10 protein-coding genes are annotated in these 16,918 nt (G+C 52.0%); 4 read left to right on the forward strand and 6 right to left on the reverse strand.

Annotation, left to right across the window (positions count from 1 at the left end):
• Window positions 1-308: 308 nt before the first annotated feature.
• Window positions 309-2,930, reverse strand: a complete 2,622-nt coding sequence (gene alaS, locus CHL74_RS13390; RefSeq protein ID WP_094881710.1) for an alanine--tRNA ligase — start codon at window positions 2,928-2,930, stop codon at window positions 309-311.
• A 157-nt stretch (window positions 2,931-3,087) separates the two neighbouring features.
• Here alaS and CHL74_RS13395 point away from each other — a divergent pair, with 157 nt between their 5' ends.
• The 4 genes from CHL74_RS13395 to CHL74_RS13410 are packed head-to-tail and all read left to right on the forward strand — an operon-like array spanning window position 3,088 to window position 6,895.
• Entirely contained in the window at window positions 3,088-3,435 is a 348-nt protein-coding gene (locus CHL74_RS13395; RefSeq protein ID WP_094881711.1) for a MerR family transcriptional regulator, read from the forward strand.
• A 38-nt stretch (window positions 3,436-3,473) separates the two neighbouring features.
• Complete coding sequence (locus CHL74_RS13400; RefSeq protein ID WP_094881712.1) at window positions 3,474-4,301, forward strand: AAA family ATPase; 828 nt, start codon at window positions 3,474-3,476, stop codon at window positions 4,299-4,301.
• Window positions 4,302-4,347: 46 nt separating this feature from the next.
• The gene (locus CHL74_RS13405) at window positions 4,348-5,469 is read left to right on the forward strand and encodes a DUF4435 domain-containing protein (RefSeq protein WP_094881713.1); all 1,122 of its coding nucleotides are present in this window, start codon (window positions 4,348-4,350) and stop codon (window positions 5,467-5,469) included.
• A 28-nt stretch (window positions 5,470-5,497) separates the two neighbouring features.
• Window positions 5,498-6,895: an aminopeptidase C gene (locus tag CHL74_RS13410; RefSeq protein ID WP_094881714.1), complete on the forward strand. Its 1,398-nt coding sequence runs from the start codon at window positions 5,498-5,500 to the stop codon at window positions 6,893-6,895.
• Window positions 6,896-7,016: 121 nt separating this feature from the next.
• Here the strand turns inward: CHL74_RS13410 and CHL74_RS13415 are convergent, their stop codons facing one another.
• The 5 genes from CHL74_RS13415 to CHL74_RS13435 form a co-directional block, all read right to left on the reverse strand.
• Window positions 7,017-7,949, reverse strand: a complete 933-nt coding sequence (locus CHL74_RS13415; protein WP_094881715.1) for a hypothetical protein — start codon at window positions 7,947-7,949, stop codon at window positions 7,017-7,019.
• Window positions 7,950-7,965: 16 nt separating this feature from the next.
• A complete protein-coding gene (locus tag CHL74_RS13420) occupies window positions 7,966-10,788 on the reverse strand; it encodes a S8 family serine peptidase (protein WP_094881716.1) in 2,823 nt (940 codons plus the stop codon).
• Between the two features lie 27 nt (window positions 10,789-10,815).
• On the reverse strand, window positions 10,816-12,438 hold the full coding sequence (locus tag CHL74_RS13425; RefSeq protein WP_094881717.1) for a DUF6850 family outer membrane beta-barrel protein: 1,623 nt from the start codon (window positions 12,436-12,438) through the stop codon (window positions 10,816-10,818).
• Window positions 12,435-15,242 (reverse strand): carboxypeptidase-like regulatory domain-containing protein, encoded by a 2,808-nt coding sequence (locus CHL74_RS13430; protein WP_254923315.1) that lies wholly within the window; start codon window positions 15,240-15,242, stop codon window positions 12,435-12,437. The genes CHL74_RS13425 and CHL74_RS13430 overlap by 4 nt, the downstream gene beginning before the upstream one ends.
• 132 nt (window positions 15,243-15,374) lie before the next feature.
• Window positions 15,375-16,595: a DUF4876 domain-containing protein gene (locus tag CHL74_RS13435; protein ID WP_094881718.1), complete on the reverse strand. Its 1,221-nt coding sequence runs from the start codon at window positions 16,593-16,595 to the stop codon at window positions 15,375-15,377.
• Window positions 16,596-16,918 lie beyond the last annotated feature (323 nt).

Below are 16,918 nucleotides of genomic sequence, written 5' to 3' on the forward strand. Positions count from 1 at the left end.
GTCAAGGAGTCCTGCCGGAAGAAATAAGGACAATACGGATTTGTAATCTATGGGCTGAGTTCTATTCATGACGCAAAGATAAACAATAATATTGAATTGTTAAAAACACAACAATATTATTTGATTCGATTAACCCTACACTGCACCCACAAAAAACAAACACGGGTATTTCGGACTCGGCGGATGCTGCTTGTGAGCAGCTATATCCGCGTATGTCCGAAATACCCGTGTTCTGTTATTATATTATGATAGCCTTATTTAAGGATATCCTCTATACCTTATTATAATTAAAGGTTAGCCTTAGCGGATTACAGGTTAGCCAGCTCCACTACCTTATCCACGGCAGCTGACAGACCGTCAGCGTTCTTGCCACCAGCCTGAGCGAAGTGGGGCTGACCGCCACCGCCACCCTGGATGAGCTTGGCAGCCTCGCGAACCATCTTACCTGCGTTGAGAGAGTGCTCCTTAACGAGGTCGTCGCTCATTGCTACGTTCAGCATCGGCTTGTCGTGCGATACGGTTCCGATAACGGCGAGCATATTCTCCGTTACTGCCTGACGCAGCTTGAACATGAGGTCCTTGGCAGCAGCCGGCTCCATAGGCAGCACAGCGGTGATTACCTTAACGCCGTTCACCTCGCGAGCCTTCTGAATAAGCTCTGTCTTGGTGCGCTCCACAGCCTGAGCCTGGAACTGCTCAATGTTCTTCTTCATTGCGTCGTGCTCCTCAATGTACTTGCCGATAACAGCCTGGAGGTCCTTGGCGTTGTTGAAGAGGGCGCGGATGGCCTTCAAGCTGTCCTCGATGTTATAGAGAAGCTCCTCACATTCCTTACCGGTCTTTGCCTCGATACGGCGGATGCCGGCGGCAACGCTGCTCTCAGAGATAATCTTGAAGAAACCGATACGACCGGTTGACTTGACGTGAATACCACCGCAGAACTCGCAGCTCGGTCCGAAACGAACCACGCGAACCTTGTCGCCATACTTCTCGCCGAAGAGAGCGATGGCACCAAGCTTCTTGGCTTCCTCGAAAGGAGTGTCGCGATGCTCGTCCAGAGCAATGTCCTGACGGATCATATCGTTGACGATACGCTCCACCTTGCGCAGCTCCTCGTCAGTAACCTTTGAGAAGTGAGAGAAGTCGAAACGCAGAGTTGTCGGCGAAACGAACGATCCCTTCTGCTCCACGTGATCGCCGAGCACCTGCTTCAGAGCATAGTCGAGAAGGTGAGTGGCGGTGTGGTTGGCAGCCGAAGCGTCGCGCTCGTCGGTGTTGACGCAAGCCATGAAGTCAGCCTCAGGGTTCTTCGGCAGCTCCTTCACGATGTGAACAGACTGACCGTTCTCGCGCTTTGTGTCGGTGATGGTGACAGTCTCGTCCTCGCTGACGAGCACGCCGGTGTCGCCCACCTGACCACCCATCTCGCCGTAGAACGGAGTATAGTCAAGCACGATTTCGTAATATGTGTTCTTCTTCTGCGTAACCTTGCGATAACGAAGGATGTGACACTCATATTCTGTGTAGTCATAGCCTACGAACTGCTGCTCGCCCTCGCGGATGTTCACCCAGTCTGAGTTCTCCACAGCAGCGGCGTTGCGTGCGCGGTCCTTCTGCTTCTTCATCTCAGCATCAAATTCTTCTGCGTCCACAGTGAAACCGTTCTCGCGGCAGATAAGCTCAGTAAGGTCGAGCGGGAAGCCGTAAGTGTCGAACAGACGGAAAGCCTGAACACCGTCCAGCTTGGTCTTGCCCTGCTTCTTCAGCTCTTCCATAGCGGCAGAGAGGAGGTTGATGCCCTTCTCAAGAGTGCGGAGGAACGAGTCTTCCTCCTCCTTGATAACGTGGAGGATGAGGTCGTGCTGAGCCTTGAGTTCGGGGAAAGCCTCTCCCATCTCTCTTGTGAGCACGGGGATGAGCTTATAGATGAACGCTTCCTTCTGTCCGAGGAACGTGTAAGCGTAACGAACGGCACGGCGAAGGATGCGGCGGATGACGTAACCTGCCTTGGCATTGGAAGGAAGCTGTCCGTCAGCGATGGAGAAAGCCACGGCGCGGAGGTGGTCAGCGCAGACACGCATAGCCACGTCAGTCTCCTCGTTTACGCCATACTTCAGACCGGTGATGTTCTCCTCCTCCTTGATGATGGGCTGGAAGATGTCGGTATCGTAGTTAGAGTGCTTGCCCTGCATGGCGCGAACAAGACGCTCGAAGCCCATACCGGTATCGATAACGTGCATTGGAAGCGGAACGAGCGAGCCGTTGGCCTTGCGCTCGTACTGCATGAACACGATGTTCCAGATTTCGATAACCTGGGGATCGTCCTTGTTTACGAGTTTGCGTCCGGGAGTCTTAGCCTTCTCCTCGGGAGTACGCGAGTCGAGGTGAATCTCAGAGCAGGGACCGCAAGGACCCGTATCGCCCATCTCCCAGAAGTTGTCGTGCTTGTTGCCGTTGATGATATGGTCAGCTGGAACATGCTTTGCCCAATATGATGCAGCCTCATCGTCACGCTTCAGTCCTTCCGCTTCGCTTCCCTCGAAAACCGTAACGTAGAGGTCAGCGGGGTTGAGCTTCAGAACGTCCACCAGATACTCCCATGCGTAGTCGATGGCTCCCTCCTTGAAGTAGTCGCCGAACGACCAGTTGCCGAGCATCTCGAACATGGTGTGGTGGTAAGTGTCGTGTCCGACCTCTTCAAGGTCGTTATGCTTGCCGCTCACGCGGAGGCACTTCTGTGTGTCGGCACGGCGGCGCGGTTCGGGCTCGCGTGTGCCGAGGATGATGTCCTTCCACTGGTTCATACCAGCGTTGGTGAACATCAATGTTGGGTCATCCTTGATTACCATCGGTGCAGAGGGCACGATGGTGTGTCCTTTCGACTCAAAAAACTTCTTAAACGAGTCGCGGATTTCGTTAGCTGTCATCATATTTAAAATATTATGTACTTTGTATTTAAATTCTTACTAAAACGTTTGCAAAGGTACGCCGTTTTGGTTATTTTTGCAAATAAATTCGAACATTATATAATAAAAAACGGTTTCGTCGATGGCACGGACCGTATTAAAAAACATATATCTATTCCTCATGGCACTAAACACAGACAAGAACGTGAAGCTATATTACTCCATAAAGGAGGTGGCGGAGATGTTCGACGTGCGCGAAAGCACACTCCGATATTGGGAGACCGAGTTTCCGCGACTCAAGCCCAAGACCGTAGGCAAGAACGTACGCCAGTATACGGAGGCTGACATCGAGCAGATCAGAGCCATATACAATCTGGTGAAGGTGCGGGGATTCAAGATATCCGCCGCACGAAAGATGCTCAATCATAACCGGGCCGGCGTGGACAAGAGCTCGGAAATACTGGAAACGCTCATCTCCGTGCGCGACGAACTGAAGGAGCTGAAGAGACAACTCGACTCATTGGTGTAGGACCAACAAAATAAGAAACCAACTAAAACTCTACGTCTATGAAATATGCAGAATACATCCAACAAATTGAGATCGACTCATTGTGGAGCGGAAAGCGACACGTGGTATGGAATCTCGACCGGCAGGTGAACATACTGAGCGGCATTAACGGCGTCGGAAAGAGCACCATACTCAACAAGGTGGTGAAGGGACTGTCTGCAGGCGGCGAGTTTCCCAGCCACATGCTCAAGGGCGTACGCCTGAAAGTGGTGCCTGAGGATGCGCGTTGGATACGCTATGATGTCATCAGATCGTTTGACCGTCCGCTGGTGAATCCTGTCTCTGCCGACAAGCTCAACACATCGCTTGCCGACCTTGCAACGGAGCTTGACATACAGCTGTTCTTCCTTCAGCGCAAGTATCTGGACTATCAGGTGAACATCGGCAACCGCATCATACAGTGCCTGCAGGAGGCAACGCCCGACGCTGCACAGAAGGCGCAGACCATTTCGGCTCCGAAGAAGCGCTTCCAAGACCTCATTGACGACCTCTTCGCCGACACAGGCAAGACCATCATACGTACGGAGAACGAGATTCGTTTCTCCCAGATAGGCGAGACGCTCACGCCGTACCAGCTCTCAAGCGGCGAAAAGCAGATGCTCGTAATACTGCTGACGGTACTCGTGGAAGACCAACGACCCTACGTGCTCTTCATGGACGAGCCGGAAGTGAGCCTGCACGTCGACTGGCAGCAACGCCTCATCGACCTCATACTCGAGCTAAACCCCAACGTACAGATAATCCTGACCACTCACTCGCCAGCCGTAATCATGAACGGATGGGCAGACCGCGTGACCGAAGTGAGCGACATCACGGACAATCAGTAACCCCCTATAACCCCTCACCCTATTAACCCCTAAAACCGAAAGCACTATGGCAAGACGTCTTCGCGACAGCATAACGTCGCAATACATCGAGGCTGCCAACCGGCTCAACTCACGCCAGTCGCGCCGACGCATCGTGGCTTACGTCGAGAGCTACGACGACATATTCTTCTGGCGCTCCGTGCTCTCACGCTTCGAGAACGAGGAACGCTTCTTCGAGGTGATGCTGCCATCCCGAAAGGAGCATCTGGAGCGGGGAAAGAAGGCTGCCATAATGAGCCTCATAGAGGACGGAAGAGTGGGCAAGAACATGATAGCATGTGTGGACGCCGACTATGACTACCTCGGACAGGGAGCCACAAAGCAGTCGGACGTCATCCTCTCCAGCCCCTACATCTTCCACACTTACGCTTACGCCATAGAGAACATGCAATGCTACGCACCGTCGCTCCACGATGTCTGCGTGGCGGCGACCCTGAACGACCAGGCAGGATTTGACTTCCGCCGGTTCCTCGCCGACTTCTCCGTGGCCATTTTTCCGCTCTTCGTGTGGAACATCTGGTCATACCGCACGGGAGCCACGCCCCACTTCACCATCTCCGACTTCCTCCACACCATCGAAATGGGCAACATTTCGCCGGAGAACGCCTCCGCTGCGCTCGACAATCTGCGCAAACGGGTGGGCAGAAAGATTGTGCAGCTGCAGAAACAGCACCCTGACGCAAAGCCGTCATACGCCGAAGTGAAGGAGTCGATGAAGAGTCTTGGCGTAATGCCGGACCAGACATATATGTATATACAGGGCCACTTCCTCTTCGACAAGGTGGTGATGCCGCTGCTGAAGAAGACGTGCAACCGCCTGATGCGCGAACGTGAGAGAGAAATTACCCACCAGAGCCTACACACCACGCAACGCCACAACGAGCTGTCATGCTATTCTTCTAGCGTGGCTGACGTGGAATGCCTCATAAGGCGAAACGTGGGATACGTGGGTTCACCACAGTTTGCAGCCGTCATAATGGACATCGAGGCGTATATGAATCCGCCGAAGCCTACGCAATCCGAGCCGCAAGAAGCTCCGAAAGAGCATAATGAAGCTCCGCAGGAGCCTGAAGAAGCTCAGCAAGAGCCTAAAGACGCGCAGAAAGAAAACCAACAACAACATTCTTAAAAATAAAAAAATCAAATTAATCAGTTAAATGAAGAAAACCACACTCACGGGCATTTGCCTCGCGCTTGCTTTGACAGCCGGCGCACAGACACGTGGCGGAGGTATCTCTGCCGAAACAATGCAGAAGATTGAGAAGATGCAGACTGCCACACCGAAGGCTGTATTCAACGCAATGGCAAGCAACAAGATTGACAACCTTGCCAAGAACTTCTCTAACCGCACCACCTTCGACAACCACTTCAGCGTGGAGACACCGTCACAGAACATCCACGACCAGAAGAGTTCGGGAAGATGCTGGATGTTCTCCGGCTTCAACGTGCTCCGTTCTGACTTCGCTCGTCAGCACGCAGACAGCCTCGTCGTAGAGTATTCGCACGACTATCTCTTCTTCTACGACCAGCTGGAGAAGGCAAACCTCATGCTCCAGGGCATCATCGACAACGCCAAGAAGCCCATCGATGACGTGCGTGTGCAGTTCTTCTTCAAGAACCCGCTCAACGACGGCGGCACATTCTGCGGCGTAGCCGACCTCGCTCCGAAGTACGGACTCGTGCCCAAGCAGGTGCAGCCCGAGACTTTCTCAGCTGAGAACACATCCAAGATTTCGTCTCTCATATCTTCAAAGCTCCGCGAGTATGGTCTGGAGCTTCGCAAGATGGTGGCTGACGGAAAGAAGCATAAGGCCATAGAGGACCGCAAGGCAGAGATGCTCGGCACCGTTTATCGCATGCTCGCCATGACAATGGGTGAGCCGGTGAAGGAGTTTACATACCAGTTCCGCAACAAGGATGGCAAGCCGGTCGGCGAACCGCGCAAGTTCACACCGAAGCAGTTCTACGACTACACCGTTGGTCGTCCTCTCGAGGGCACATTCATCATGGTGATGAACGACCCGCGCCGCCCCTACCACAAGACATACGAGGTGGAGTATGACCGTCACGTCTACGACGGACAGAACTGGAAGTACCTCAACCTCCCGATGGAGGACATCGCCAACCTCGCCATCGCTTCTCTCAAGGACGGCAAGAAGATGTATTCTTCTTACGACGTAGGCAAGCAGTTCGACCGCGAGCTGGGCTACCTCGACACAGAGAACTATGACTACGGTTCGCTCTTCTCTACAACATTCCCGATGACAAAGGCTGAGCGCATCTCTACATACGACTCTGGTTCGACACACGCCATGACTCTCTCAGCCGTCGACCTTGACGCTAACGGAAAGCCAATCAAGTGGAAGGTGGAGAACTCATGGGGCCCGAGCAACGGCGACAAGGGTTGTCTGATCATGAGCGCCAAGTGGTTTGAGGAGTACATGTTCCGCCTCGTAGTAGACAAGAAGTACGTTCCCGAGAACCTCCTCAAGGAGTTCGACCAAAAGCCGGTAATGGTAATGCCGGAAGACCCGCTCTTCGGTGTTGACGAATAAGCGTAGTTTTTAAAATACACAACAACTTAAAAAAATTGGCGCAAATCCACCGCGAGATTACGGACGGATTTGCGCCAATATTTTTTATACCTTACTCAAAGTAAGACAGTCTGACAATCTATCAAAAGTCAGCAGCCAATCCTACCATATAAACATTGCATGCATCGCTTGCAGCGGCTATTTTCACTCCACCATTAACAGTAACACGTCCTATGCGCACAGCGGCACCTGCAGTTAACGCATTATCGTTATCGCCAATATGAGTGCCGACACGCAGCGTATAGTTGTAGAGGAACGTGTAGCCAATACCTGCCGCCAACTCAGTTTTGCTCTTGACATTGCCAGAGGCGAGATACATACCTACATCAACATTCGCACTTATATTCTGTCCGTGACCTGTAACAAGCCCAACATTTCCGCCTGCACCAATACGAGGCGACAGCGATCCGCTGTCATCACCGCAACTATAACATCCAAGATTAGCCACACTGACTCCTGCTAAATATTTGGCTTCAAGACCTAACAACTTACCTTTATATGTATAGTCAGCCCCTATAGTTCCGCGCACAGCGCAGACCTTTGCCAACGCCTTTTCCGACACATAGCCCACAGTGGCGTATGTGTGAAAGGAACCGGATAAAGCAAAAGCATATCCTGCGTCGAACGCATATGAGCGTATCGTAAGATGAGGTTCGGATGTCTCTTTCATGTTTTCATCCACAAATATATCCTGCTTGCCCATAAGCCAATAACGACCTCCCATAAGCACCGCGTGCCGTCCTTTGTGCCAAGCTGCCGTTAACGTATGCAGAGTCTGCGTATATTCGTCAGACGGTATTATGGCTACAGAATAGTCGGCACAGAAGCTGCCGTCTTTTTCAAATGCCGCAGACGGTAGCGTATATACCAGCGCCTCATCGGCTGCATAGCGCGACCCTCCTGATGAAAGAGCAGATGTCGATGCCACCATATCGTTAAGCGGCAACATACGACTTTGTGCCATGGCTATGTCGAGCGACACAGCGAGCAGTATTGTTATGATTATCCGTTTCATTTACTGATGTTTATTCCTATTTCTTAATGAATTTCTCCTTATATGTCTTTCCGCCGTTCTCTATTGAGACTGTGTATTGTCCTGGATAGAGCGATGAGACATCAAGCATAATTGTGCGCTTCAATGCATCGAGTTGCGCAGTATCGTACGATTTTTCAATTGCCAGCTTATTTGCTGCATTGCGCACGCGCAGCACAAGCTTTCCTTTCACTTCCGTACCGAGTTTGACGTACACCGTGTTTTCGGCAGTTGTGGGAAACAAACTGTATATGCCTTTGTCCATATACACAAACATATCGAGAGAGAAGCTTACTTTTTGGTTGTGGCAGTCTGTCACCTCAAAAGTCTGCCTCGCTTGCCCATAGCCGAGAGCCGTCACCTTCAGCATATAACCGTTGAGAGCGGTCGACACATTAGTGCCTGTCACATTTCCGGCAGCAAATGTCAGCGAGCCGCTGTCCTCATCGTCCACATACTGACGCAGGTCTATGCTGCACGTTTCGCCCCGCGCCAAGCCCACCGGCTCTATCGGAGTCTTCACCACCGGCGGATTGTCTGTGGTCTTCACCACGTTTATCACAGCCGTAGCCGTAGCGCCATATATGTCAGTGACAGTAAGCGTGAACGACTTCTCCCCTATCTGCAGACGCGATGCGAACACACGCACATTAATATTGTTGCCACTACGCTCCACATTGAGCAATGCACGGTCGGTAATGGAATAAGCGAGTTGCTGTCCTTCAGAATCGTCAATACGAAACACGATGTCATGCATGTCATTACCAGCCAAATGTATAGGATTATCACCGCCAGACACAACAGATACTTCAGGAGCGTGATTTACGGTGGTGGCAAGCATGCCTCCATAAAATGTCGGAGCTGACTCGCGTCCAGAACGTGCCGTGGCTGTGAGCGCCGCATAATAGCGCGTGCCCGTAGGCAGTCCGGACAGAGTCCGCACCACCTGTGCACCTTCTTTCAATCCACTTGCAGGAACGATTAAGCGTGCCACTTTAGCGTCTGTCATATTGTCCGCTGTAAAAGGTGATGCAGAATAATAGAGCGTATACTTCAGTATTTGTCCTTCCTCAAGCAAGCGTGCTTTCCATCCCAAGGTGATTGAGGTAAAGTCAGTATGTGTGAGCGACTCGTCAAATGACGGCTCCATTGGCTTCACCGACTCGTCAATGGATGCGAGAGCCGCTGCTGCATCGATGTAACCCAAGCCAAGACGGTCTGCATACTTGTTGCCGTCAATGGCATTTACGGCGTTGATGTCATTCCCTTTAATGCCAGCCATAAGGTGTCGCCAAAGGTCGTCACGCACAAAACCGCTGCCACCGTACTTCGACACCACAAGCGCTGCCACTCCCGAAACGTGCGGACACGCCATTGACGTGCCTTGCATGTAACCATACATTGACTTACCGTCCTTGACTGGCAGCGTGCTTACTATTTCGGAACATGGTATGCCTTGCGAGTTGCGCGGATATTTGTAGCCGACAGGGGCGCTGCCGCCTGGCGCACAGATGTCCACCCAGTTATCGTAAACCGTGTAATATGCAGCCTTTAAGTCAGGAGCGTATGAAGACACAGATATCACATTGTCGAGCGCAGCCGGATAATACCTGCCGGTTCTGCCGCTGTTTCCAGCGGCGAATATCGCCACACCGCCCTTCATTGGCGCTCCGTCATAATTGCCCGCATTGGCATTAAAATATGCTATGGCTTCCTCCACAACCTTTGATCTGGTATCGGGCTGACCATATCCCCATGAGTTCTGGCTTATCACAGCTCCGTTGTTAGCCCCGTATACGATGGCAGCCGCAATGGCATTGTCATCAGCTCCTATATTGTCCGGCGAATCAGGATCGTTGGGATCGTAGTCGGGATTCACCTTGAATATCTGGCAACTCATAATGCGTGCTCCTGACAGCTCGGTGCCGTTGCCTCCAGCCACTCCGCAAATGCCCTTCGAGTTGTTGTTGCGTGCTGCCATTATGCCGGCGACGTGGGTGCCGTGGTCTACGGGAGTTATGGTGCCAGTGTCGTCAACGAAGTTATATCCATATACATCGTCAACATATCCGTTGCCGTCATCGTCAATGCCATTACCTGGTATTTCCCCCTTGTTCACCCACAGACTGCCTTTTAGGTCTTCGTGGTTAATGTCTATGCCACCATCAACTTCGGATATTATAACATCCGGTTCACCCGTGGTCTGCAGCCAAGCCTCAGCCACGTTGATATCACCACCAGCCACGCTACTGACAATCTCCTCGCCAAGCGAGTTAGTATAGTTGCCGATAACACCTGAATTGCTCAATCCCCATTGCAAACCGAAGAACGGGTCGTTGTACGGTGCTTCAGCCATTGCGCGTGTACCGTCACAATCCACCTCGCTCACCTTGTAATTACCGAGCGAAGCGCGATGTACGGGTTCTGCCACGTCGGTCACACCGCCAGACGGCAACATCACAGCTCGAGTAGCATTAGAACGACACGTGTCTATACACACGGTATACCAGCGGTTCAGCCCATCTTCAGACATGCTTTTCTCAAAGCGTTCTGAGTAGGCGAAGACGCGCTTCATACTCGTTGCTCCTATTAGACCGAGATAATCGTCGAGCCTGCTGTTGCCGGTCGGCACTGTCAGCGTGTTCTTGGTGTTGTCTATGGATAAGACGATGTCCTCAGAAAGTTTTACGTTCAGCCGGTCGGAGGCATCAGTCGGCACTGCAGAGACCACGTCACGCGATTCACCTCCAACAATATCATTGTCGCTGCACGACGCACATATAAGCACTATGGTTGCAGCAAGCGGTAAAAATCTATTCATTCTGTTTTTTATTAATCGTTCAAGAAACTAAAAAGCGTAAAACACGCATACGCTTACAAGTCGTTCGTCGCGGCTTCCGCATACGGGGATGGCATATTCCTCGCGGTATGGCGCTGACGTGCGCCGTGCATAACCGGCACTGGCGTTTACGCCTATTTCGCCATGTTTCAAGGTGTGGGCAGCAATGAGCGACGCTTTTATGCTCCATTTCTCTTCGCCACGGATAAGATATGGTATGTAAGCCTGCGCATGCTCTGTGGATGACGAAGCTTGCGTCACCGTGTATTCGTTGCCGACCGCCTTGCGCATACTGAACGACGCATCCCAATCCAGACGGTTGCGCCCATACTTGAAGCGATAGCCAAATCCTACGGACGGCGTGACCCCTGTATTGCCAATAACCATATATGGCATGTCATAACGCTCATGATGACGGTCGTAGGAAGCTCCAATGTTGACCGTGGCGCAGCTGTTGTTTCCAGTAACAACGACAAGGCGTGCGTCAAGGTTCTCCATGATGTCCGAACTATGGTAAAGCTTGTTGGTGCCAACATGCACATAGTCGTAAAGCGACTGCGACGCATCCTGCTTCTGATTCTCGTATATGTTCTCGTCGCCCTTGCGCCATGCCGCTTCACCCGAGAGGCGCAGATGAATCTGCGTGTTGCTGCCTAAACGGCGTGACGCCACAATGTTATGTGTAGCCCTGTGCGTGGATGTGAGATACAGATTCTTAAACGACGACTCCTCGGTCTGCATGCGACGGAAGTTGTAGCCGGCATTGACAATGACATCCCACGCGTCAGTTTCGTCTGCGTACTTACGCAAGACGACATCGCTGCCAATACCGAGCGTCTGCATCTGACGACGATACGAATAGCCAGCCGAACTCTCCTTGCGGTTCCATTGTCCGAATCCGTAAAAAGCCAGATACTTGTATGTCGTGACGGTGCTGGAAGCCGATATCGACTGCTTGTTTATCTCGGGATAAACCTTCAGAGCAGCAACCCACCGCGGGGTGTTAAAGGCAGCTCCGAAAGCCAGCCTGAACCAGTACGAATAAACCGAGCGGCGCGGCTGGTCTTCCTTGGCAGCCGCAATGCCTTCATAGAAGCCACTCACTCCGTAACGGAATCTTCCACTGCCCATGCTCAGACCGCCATGGACAACATAACGCTCGTTCTGTACGCTGCCCGTAGAAACGGTGTCGCCAATAGTGTATGGGGCGTAGTCGGCAGGACGTACTGCATAGTTCTGGTATGTGCCATGTTGCCGAGAGCGCTGATATGTGGCACTTCCGTAGAGCAGCCCTACGCCTTTGATTACAGCCTCGCTTCCAGCCATGGCCTCTAAGGAAGCCGTGCGGTTGCCGTTGTAGTGAAGCCAGTCGCCGTGAGTGCGCCAATAGTCGTAGCCAGCGCTCAGAACAGTGTTACGACGCGTATTACGGTATGCGAGTGCACGCAGTTCCGGATGACGCGCGAATATGTAGTCGGCAGAACATTCTATGTCTGTCTCAGTCTCGGCGCGGTCTTCCTGCGACTGTACGGGAGCAGCATATCTAAGATAGTCAGAACGATTCTGTGCCGAAGCCGCTACGCAAGCCGCCATGACAAGCGCCTGTGTCAGGATAAGTCTTGTATGTGTCATAATAAGCTGAGTGTTAGTTCGGCACCGAAGAACGGACGTTGCCAGTCGCGGATGGTCTGCAAGTAGTTGTTCTTGTATTTTGGCGACACCTGCAGCAGGTTGTCCGCGAAAAAGGACAAGCGTGCGTGCCGTCCGAACTCCTTGGTGAGTTTGAGATTCAAGAGCAGCGACACGGGGCGGCGCAGCTCGTTGTAACGTGCCGAATTAAACTTGCGGCGCAGTGTCTCGAACGTACTGTTGGCAGATATCTGCTCCGATGTGAGAATGGCCACTTTGCCGTCCGTGTCCATATAGCGCGAAGGATATTCGTTGACATCGGTGCATAGACGCGACTTCTCAAACCACACGATTTGTATAAAGTTGGTGAATATGAGTTTCAGTTTTGGCAGATGGGTGTTTATCCAAAAATTGGTGTTGAAGTTTTCGGCACGTGTCTTATCGTATCCGTTGTATATTCCTACGTATGGATAAGGTTCGTCGTTCTCCATTATCTGCGGCCAGTACATCACGGGCACACCGCTCGAGTATTCGGTGCTGTAGTAAGCTCCGTTTATCTCCACCTCGGTGTGCAATGGTATTATGGTGGGTACGTGAATGCGATATTCCACGCCGCGCTTGGTTACGGCTGCGCTGTTGGTCGGCACGTTCAGCTGCATGAACGTGTGGCGTTCGCGGCTGTAGAAATCATCCTTGGCAGGACGCCCGTCAACGGGATTCTTCAACTTATAATAATATGTGTACGATGCCGGTGTGTACTGCGTGAAATACTCCACACCGCCTTTCATCTTCTCATAGAATCCTGTGACGGAGAAGGCATAACCGTCGTAATTGAAGTCTACACCAACCTCAAACTTGCTGTTGCGGTTCTCGCGCAGTGCAGGATTAGTGGGGTCCTGTATCTTGGTGTTGGTTATGAGCAGGCGTTTCTCCGGTGCATCGGAATAGGCGTTGAGAGCCGTGAAATCATGATAGACCTTGTCAGGATAGAGAAAATCCGCCGATGGCAGCTTGTTCTCTATGCCAAATCCGGCTCGAAGAGACACGTTGCGCACAGTGGCACAACCCTTCGGTGCAAAATTGTATGTATATGACATCTGCAGTCTCGGCTCGAAGAGCGCCTTGCCGTGCAGAGCGTAGTTATGCGGCAGATTGAGCATCATCGTCTCACGCACGCCCCACTGCGAGTTCACCTCACTGCGTCCAAGCTTACAGCGCAGCTTCAACTCGGCATAGGTGGCATGATGGACAATGGCAGGAATGTCGCTGTTGGCACGCGGACGTATGAAGTCGCTCGACGGATAAGGCGGCCTTTCCTGATCCACCACCGCTCCTTTTCCGAAATTCTTGGTATAATTGAGCGATGTTCCGAGCATTGCTGCAAAATTGAGGAACGGCGTTACGTTGCCATACTTATTGGCTGTGAACTGTGTGAAGAGTGTGAACGGCTGGTTGTCCACGCTGTAATACGTACGGTATTTGCTCGGCAGATACGTTCCCTCGTGCTCGCCCTCCTCAGTGGCATGCTGCAGCGGTGTTACCGTACGGTTCTGTACGAGCTTGTCATACCGCAGCACGTCGCTCGTGTAATTGGCAGATGCTATAAGCTCGAGGTCGTCCACAAGCTTCATCTCTGTACGCATATTGAATTTTGCAGAGAGTGACGCATTCTGATAACGCGTGTTGTATTTCTCTCCGAGCGTCTCGGTGAGGTCGTCAGTGCGGTTGTTGTTGAACGATGTGATATATCCGCCACGCACGCTCATGTCCACAGCCTTGCCCCACCAGCGCATCTGGTTGTTCCAGTTGAGCTGTCCGGTCACACGGTTGTAGGCTCCGCGTGTGTCCTCAATGCTTGTGGCGGACCTCACTATGTCAGCTCCGGCATACAGAGTTCCGAGCGATTCTGACAGTCTGATGCCCTTACCCACATAGGCAAGCTTGTTGAGCGGATCAAACTTGATGCGCACTCGCATCGGACTGCTGCCTTGCTTGGGCGTGACACGTATGGTGCCGCTGCTCAGATTGCCCTCCTTGGCAGACGCAATGCCGCGGTTTACGGTGACGCTCTCTATGTGGTCTGTTGATATGGTGCGCATGTCCACGCCAGTGTTGACGCTGGTGTTGCCTTCCTGGTCGCCGCCACCCGTTCCTGCCGTGATGCCGGTCATCTGTATGCGCTGGCCGTCGTTCTGCACGGGCACACCGTCTATGGAAAGTCCCATACCGAATGCGGTCGACTCATCGCTGCCCACCTGCCGTGACGATATGAGCGAGCGGCTCTGCATGTTGTTCTGACCGGTCTTTCCTCCTGGCAGAAGCTGGAATATGTCCTGTATGGAGGTGGGCTGGATGTATTCGAGAGCTTCCTGTCCTATGGTGGCATCGCTGCCTGTCTTGTCATTATACTTGGCAGTTACCGTAAAGTCCTTGAGCGCCACACTCTGCTGTTCGAGCATGACGCTTATGTTCTTACGTCCGGATGTTGTCACCGTAAGCTCCGCTGCCTGATAGCCAAGGCTGCTTACCTTGAGGCGCACTTTTGCGTTACGTCCCACCTGAATACTGAAATTGCCATTTATGTCGGCAGCCACTCCACGGGCAAGGTCGGGCAGGTATATGGTGGCAAACGGTATAGGCTCGCCACTGGCCTTGTCTGTCACTTGTCCGCTCAGAATCTGTACCCGCTGTCCGTCGTGCGAGGATGTCGGCATAACGCTTTCCGGCGATGCCGAACCGGCAGACGCCGCAGTACAGAGAGGTGTGTGCGACACGGCAGCTATAAGCAATGCTGCGGTTATGTTCATACGTTTGTGCTGTATTGTCTTTTGCTATTAATGTGTGTACGAGAAAGAAAAAACGCCGGACGGCGAACACTCTTAGGAATGTCCTGACCTTTCCAGCGTTAGAATGTTTGGGGGTGTTACGCGGTGAGAGAGCTACTTCTTGGGATAGCTTTTCTGTCCGTGTGGGATTATCTCAAAGTCGTCAGTGCTGTTGTTAGTGTCGACAACAGTCTCCTTGCCACTTGCGTCAGTCACGCGCTTGCGCTGTACGAACTGGCCGCAGAAGCCACCGTAAAGGCCGTCGTCCTGTATGAGCACCGAGCCACGGTCGATACGGTCTGGCAACACCTTATGGAAAAGATTGTCCACGCATCCTGTCTCAGCACCGTCTATTACGGCAGACATTGGCAGCAGCAGGTGATCCATCTCCATCGAACTGCTTGTCGGCAGAGGCAGCTTCACCTTGCCGTTGAGCATTGCCGTCTTCTGCGCATCGGTAAGGCGCACGAGCAACATAGGAGTGCCGCCGGAGTAACCCCAGTTGAACGCCTGATTCATGGAGTAGTCAACGATTAGGTTGGGCACATCCTGATTGTCGGTTGTCATGCTGTATTCGTAGGGAACGTATATCTCGAAGTTGGCTCCGCTGAGGTCAATGCTGTATGGCTTATCCGGGTCCACCTTACCGTCCTCACCGAGCTTGTGGTTGATGGCGGAATGCGCAATGACAATACTCTCGCCGGGATTCACCTTATATGTATGTCCGTTGCCGGGGATGGTATACAACTGTGTCACCACGATGGAGTCCTTTTTGAGGTATGACGGCATCGGGTCTGATTCGTCATTCTCGAGATTGTTATAGTCGCCACAGATGGCTATGGAGAGTCCGTCGGCGTAAAGCGCACGATCACTCACATTACGTATGGTGAAATAGCCCTCGTAGTAAGTGCGCGAGAAGTTGCCGTTATCGTCACCGTTGAAGTAGAGCTCGTCAAGCACGAATGTCTTCTCAAGCTGACCGAACAGTCCTGCCACCTTTACGCTGACAGTGGCCTGATAAGCCGAAAGGGTGTAGTTCTCGGTGTGTCCGTACATGGTGCTCACACCGTCATAGCTGTCCTCAGCCACAATGTCATACTGTCCCAACGGCAACGAGAATGTGGCCTTGCCAGAAGCGTCAGCCTGAGCTGTGAATGCCGTGCCCGACTTCGACTCTGTCACTTTAACCTGAAACGCTGTAAAGTCGGTTATGGTCTGGTCAGACGTGATTTGTACTGTGAATGTGGAAAGCTTAGGCTCGTTGTCGCTTTCGCCGCACGAAACAAAAATCAGTGCTGATACGACAATGGCTAAAAGGGAAAAGATTTTTCTCATTGATTTGTTTGAACTTTAATGTGTAAAAAATATATGCATAAAAACACGTTGTTTTTTCTGGCTACAAAGTTAACGCTTTCCACATTGTCTCCCAATACCCAATATTCAGTATTCTAATAACCTCTCAGCACATGTCTTCTTGCCTAAAAACATGTTCTTCATGTCTTCTTGTCAAAAAACATGGCTTCATGTCCGTCATGCAAATATCGTACAAAGAGTAAAAAGCTGTTACAAAATAAAAATCAATTCTAGAGAATCAAAAAGCTGTTTTTATGGTGTTTTGCTGTGCAAACAGCACCCGCGCATAACGATAGAGCCACTTT

Origin of the sequence: Prevotella sp. 885 (assembly GCF_002265625.1) — a bacterium.
Classification (GTDB): domain Bacteria; phylum Bacteroidota; class Bacteroidia; order Bacteroidales; family Bacteroidaceae; genus Prevotella.

Bases quoted from the DNA above. Each gene is read 5' to 3' on its own strand.
- alaS (WP_094881710.1), bottom strand. From the start codon at position 2,930: ATGATGACAGCTAACGAAATCCGCGACTCGTTTAAGAAGTTTTTTGAG.
- CHL74_RS13395 (WP_094881711.1), top strand. From the start codon at position 3,088: ATGGCACTAAACACAGACAAGAACGTGAAGCTATATTACTCCATAAAG.
- CHL74_RS13400 (WP_094881712.1), top strand. From the start codon at position 3,474: ATGAAATATGCAGAATACATCCAACAAATTGAGATCGACTCATTGTGG.
- CHL74_RS13405 (WP_094881713.1), top strand. From the start codon at position 4,348: ATGGCAAGACGTCTTCGCGACAGCATAACGTCGCAATACATCGAGGCT.
- CHL74_RS13410 (WP_094881714.1), top strand. From the start codon at position 5,498: ATGAAGAAAACCACACTCACGGGCATTTGCCTCGCGCTTGCTTTGACA.
- CHL74_RS13415 (WP_094881715.1), bottom strand. From the start codon at position 7,949: ATGAAACGGATAATCATAACAATACTGCTCGCTGTGTCGCTCGACATA.
- CHL74_RS13420 (WP_094881716.1), bottom strand. From the start codon at position 10,788: ATGAATAGATTTTTACCGCTTGCTGCAACCATAGTGCTTATATGTGCG.
- CHL74_RS13425 (WP_094881717.1), bottom strand. From the start codon at position 12,438: ATGACACATACAAGACTTATCCTGACACAGGCGCTTGTCATGGCGGCT.
- CHL74_RS13430 (WP_254923315.1), bottom strand. From the start codon at position 15,242: ATGAACATAACCGCAGCATTGCTTATAGCTGCCGTGTCGCACACACCT.
- CHL74_RS13435 (WP_094881718.1), bottom strand. From the start codon at position 16,595: ATGAGAAAAATCTTTTCCCTTTTAGCCATTGTCGTATCAGCACTGATT.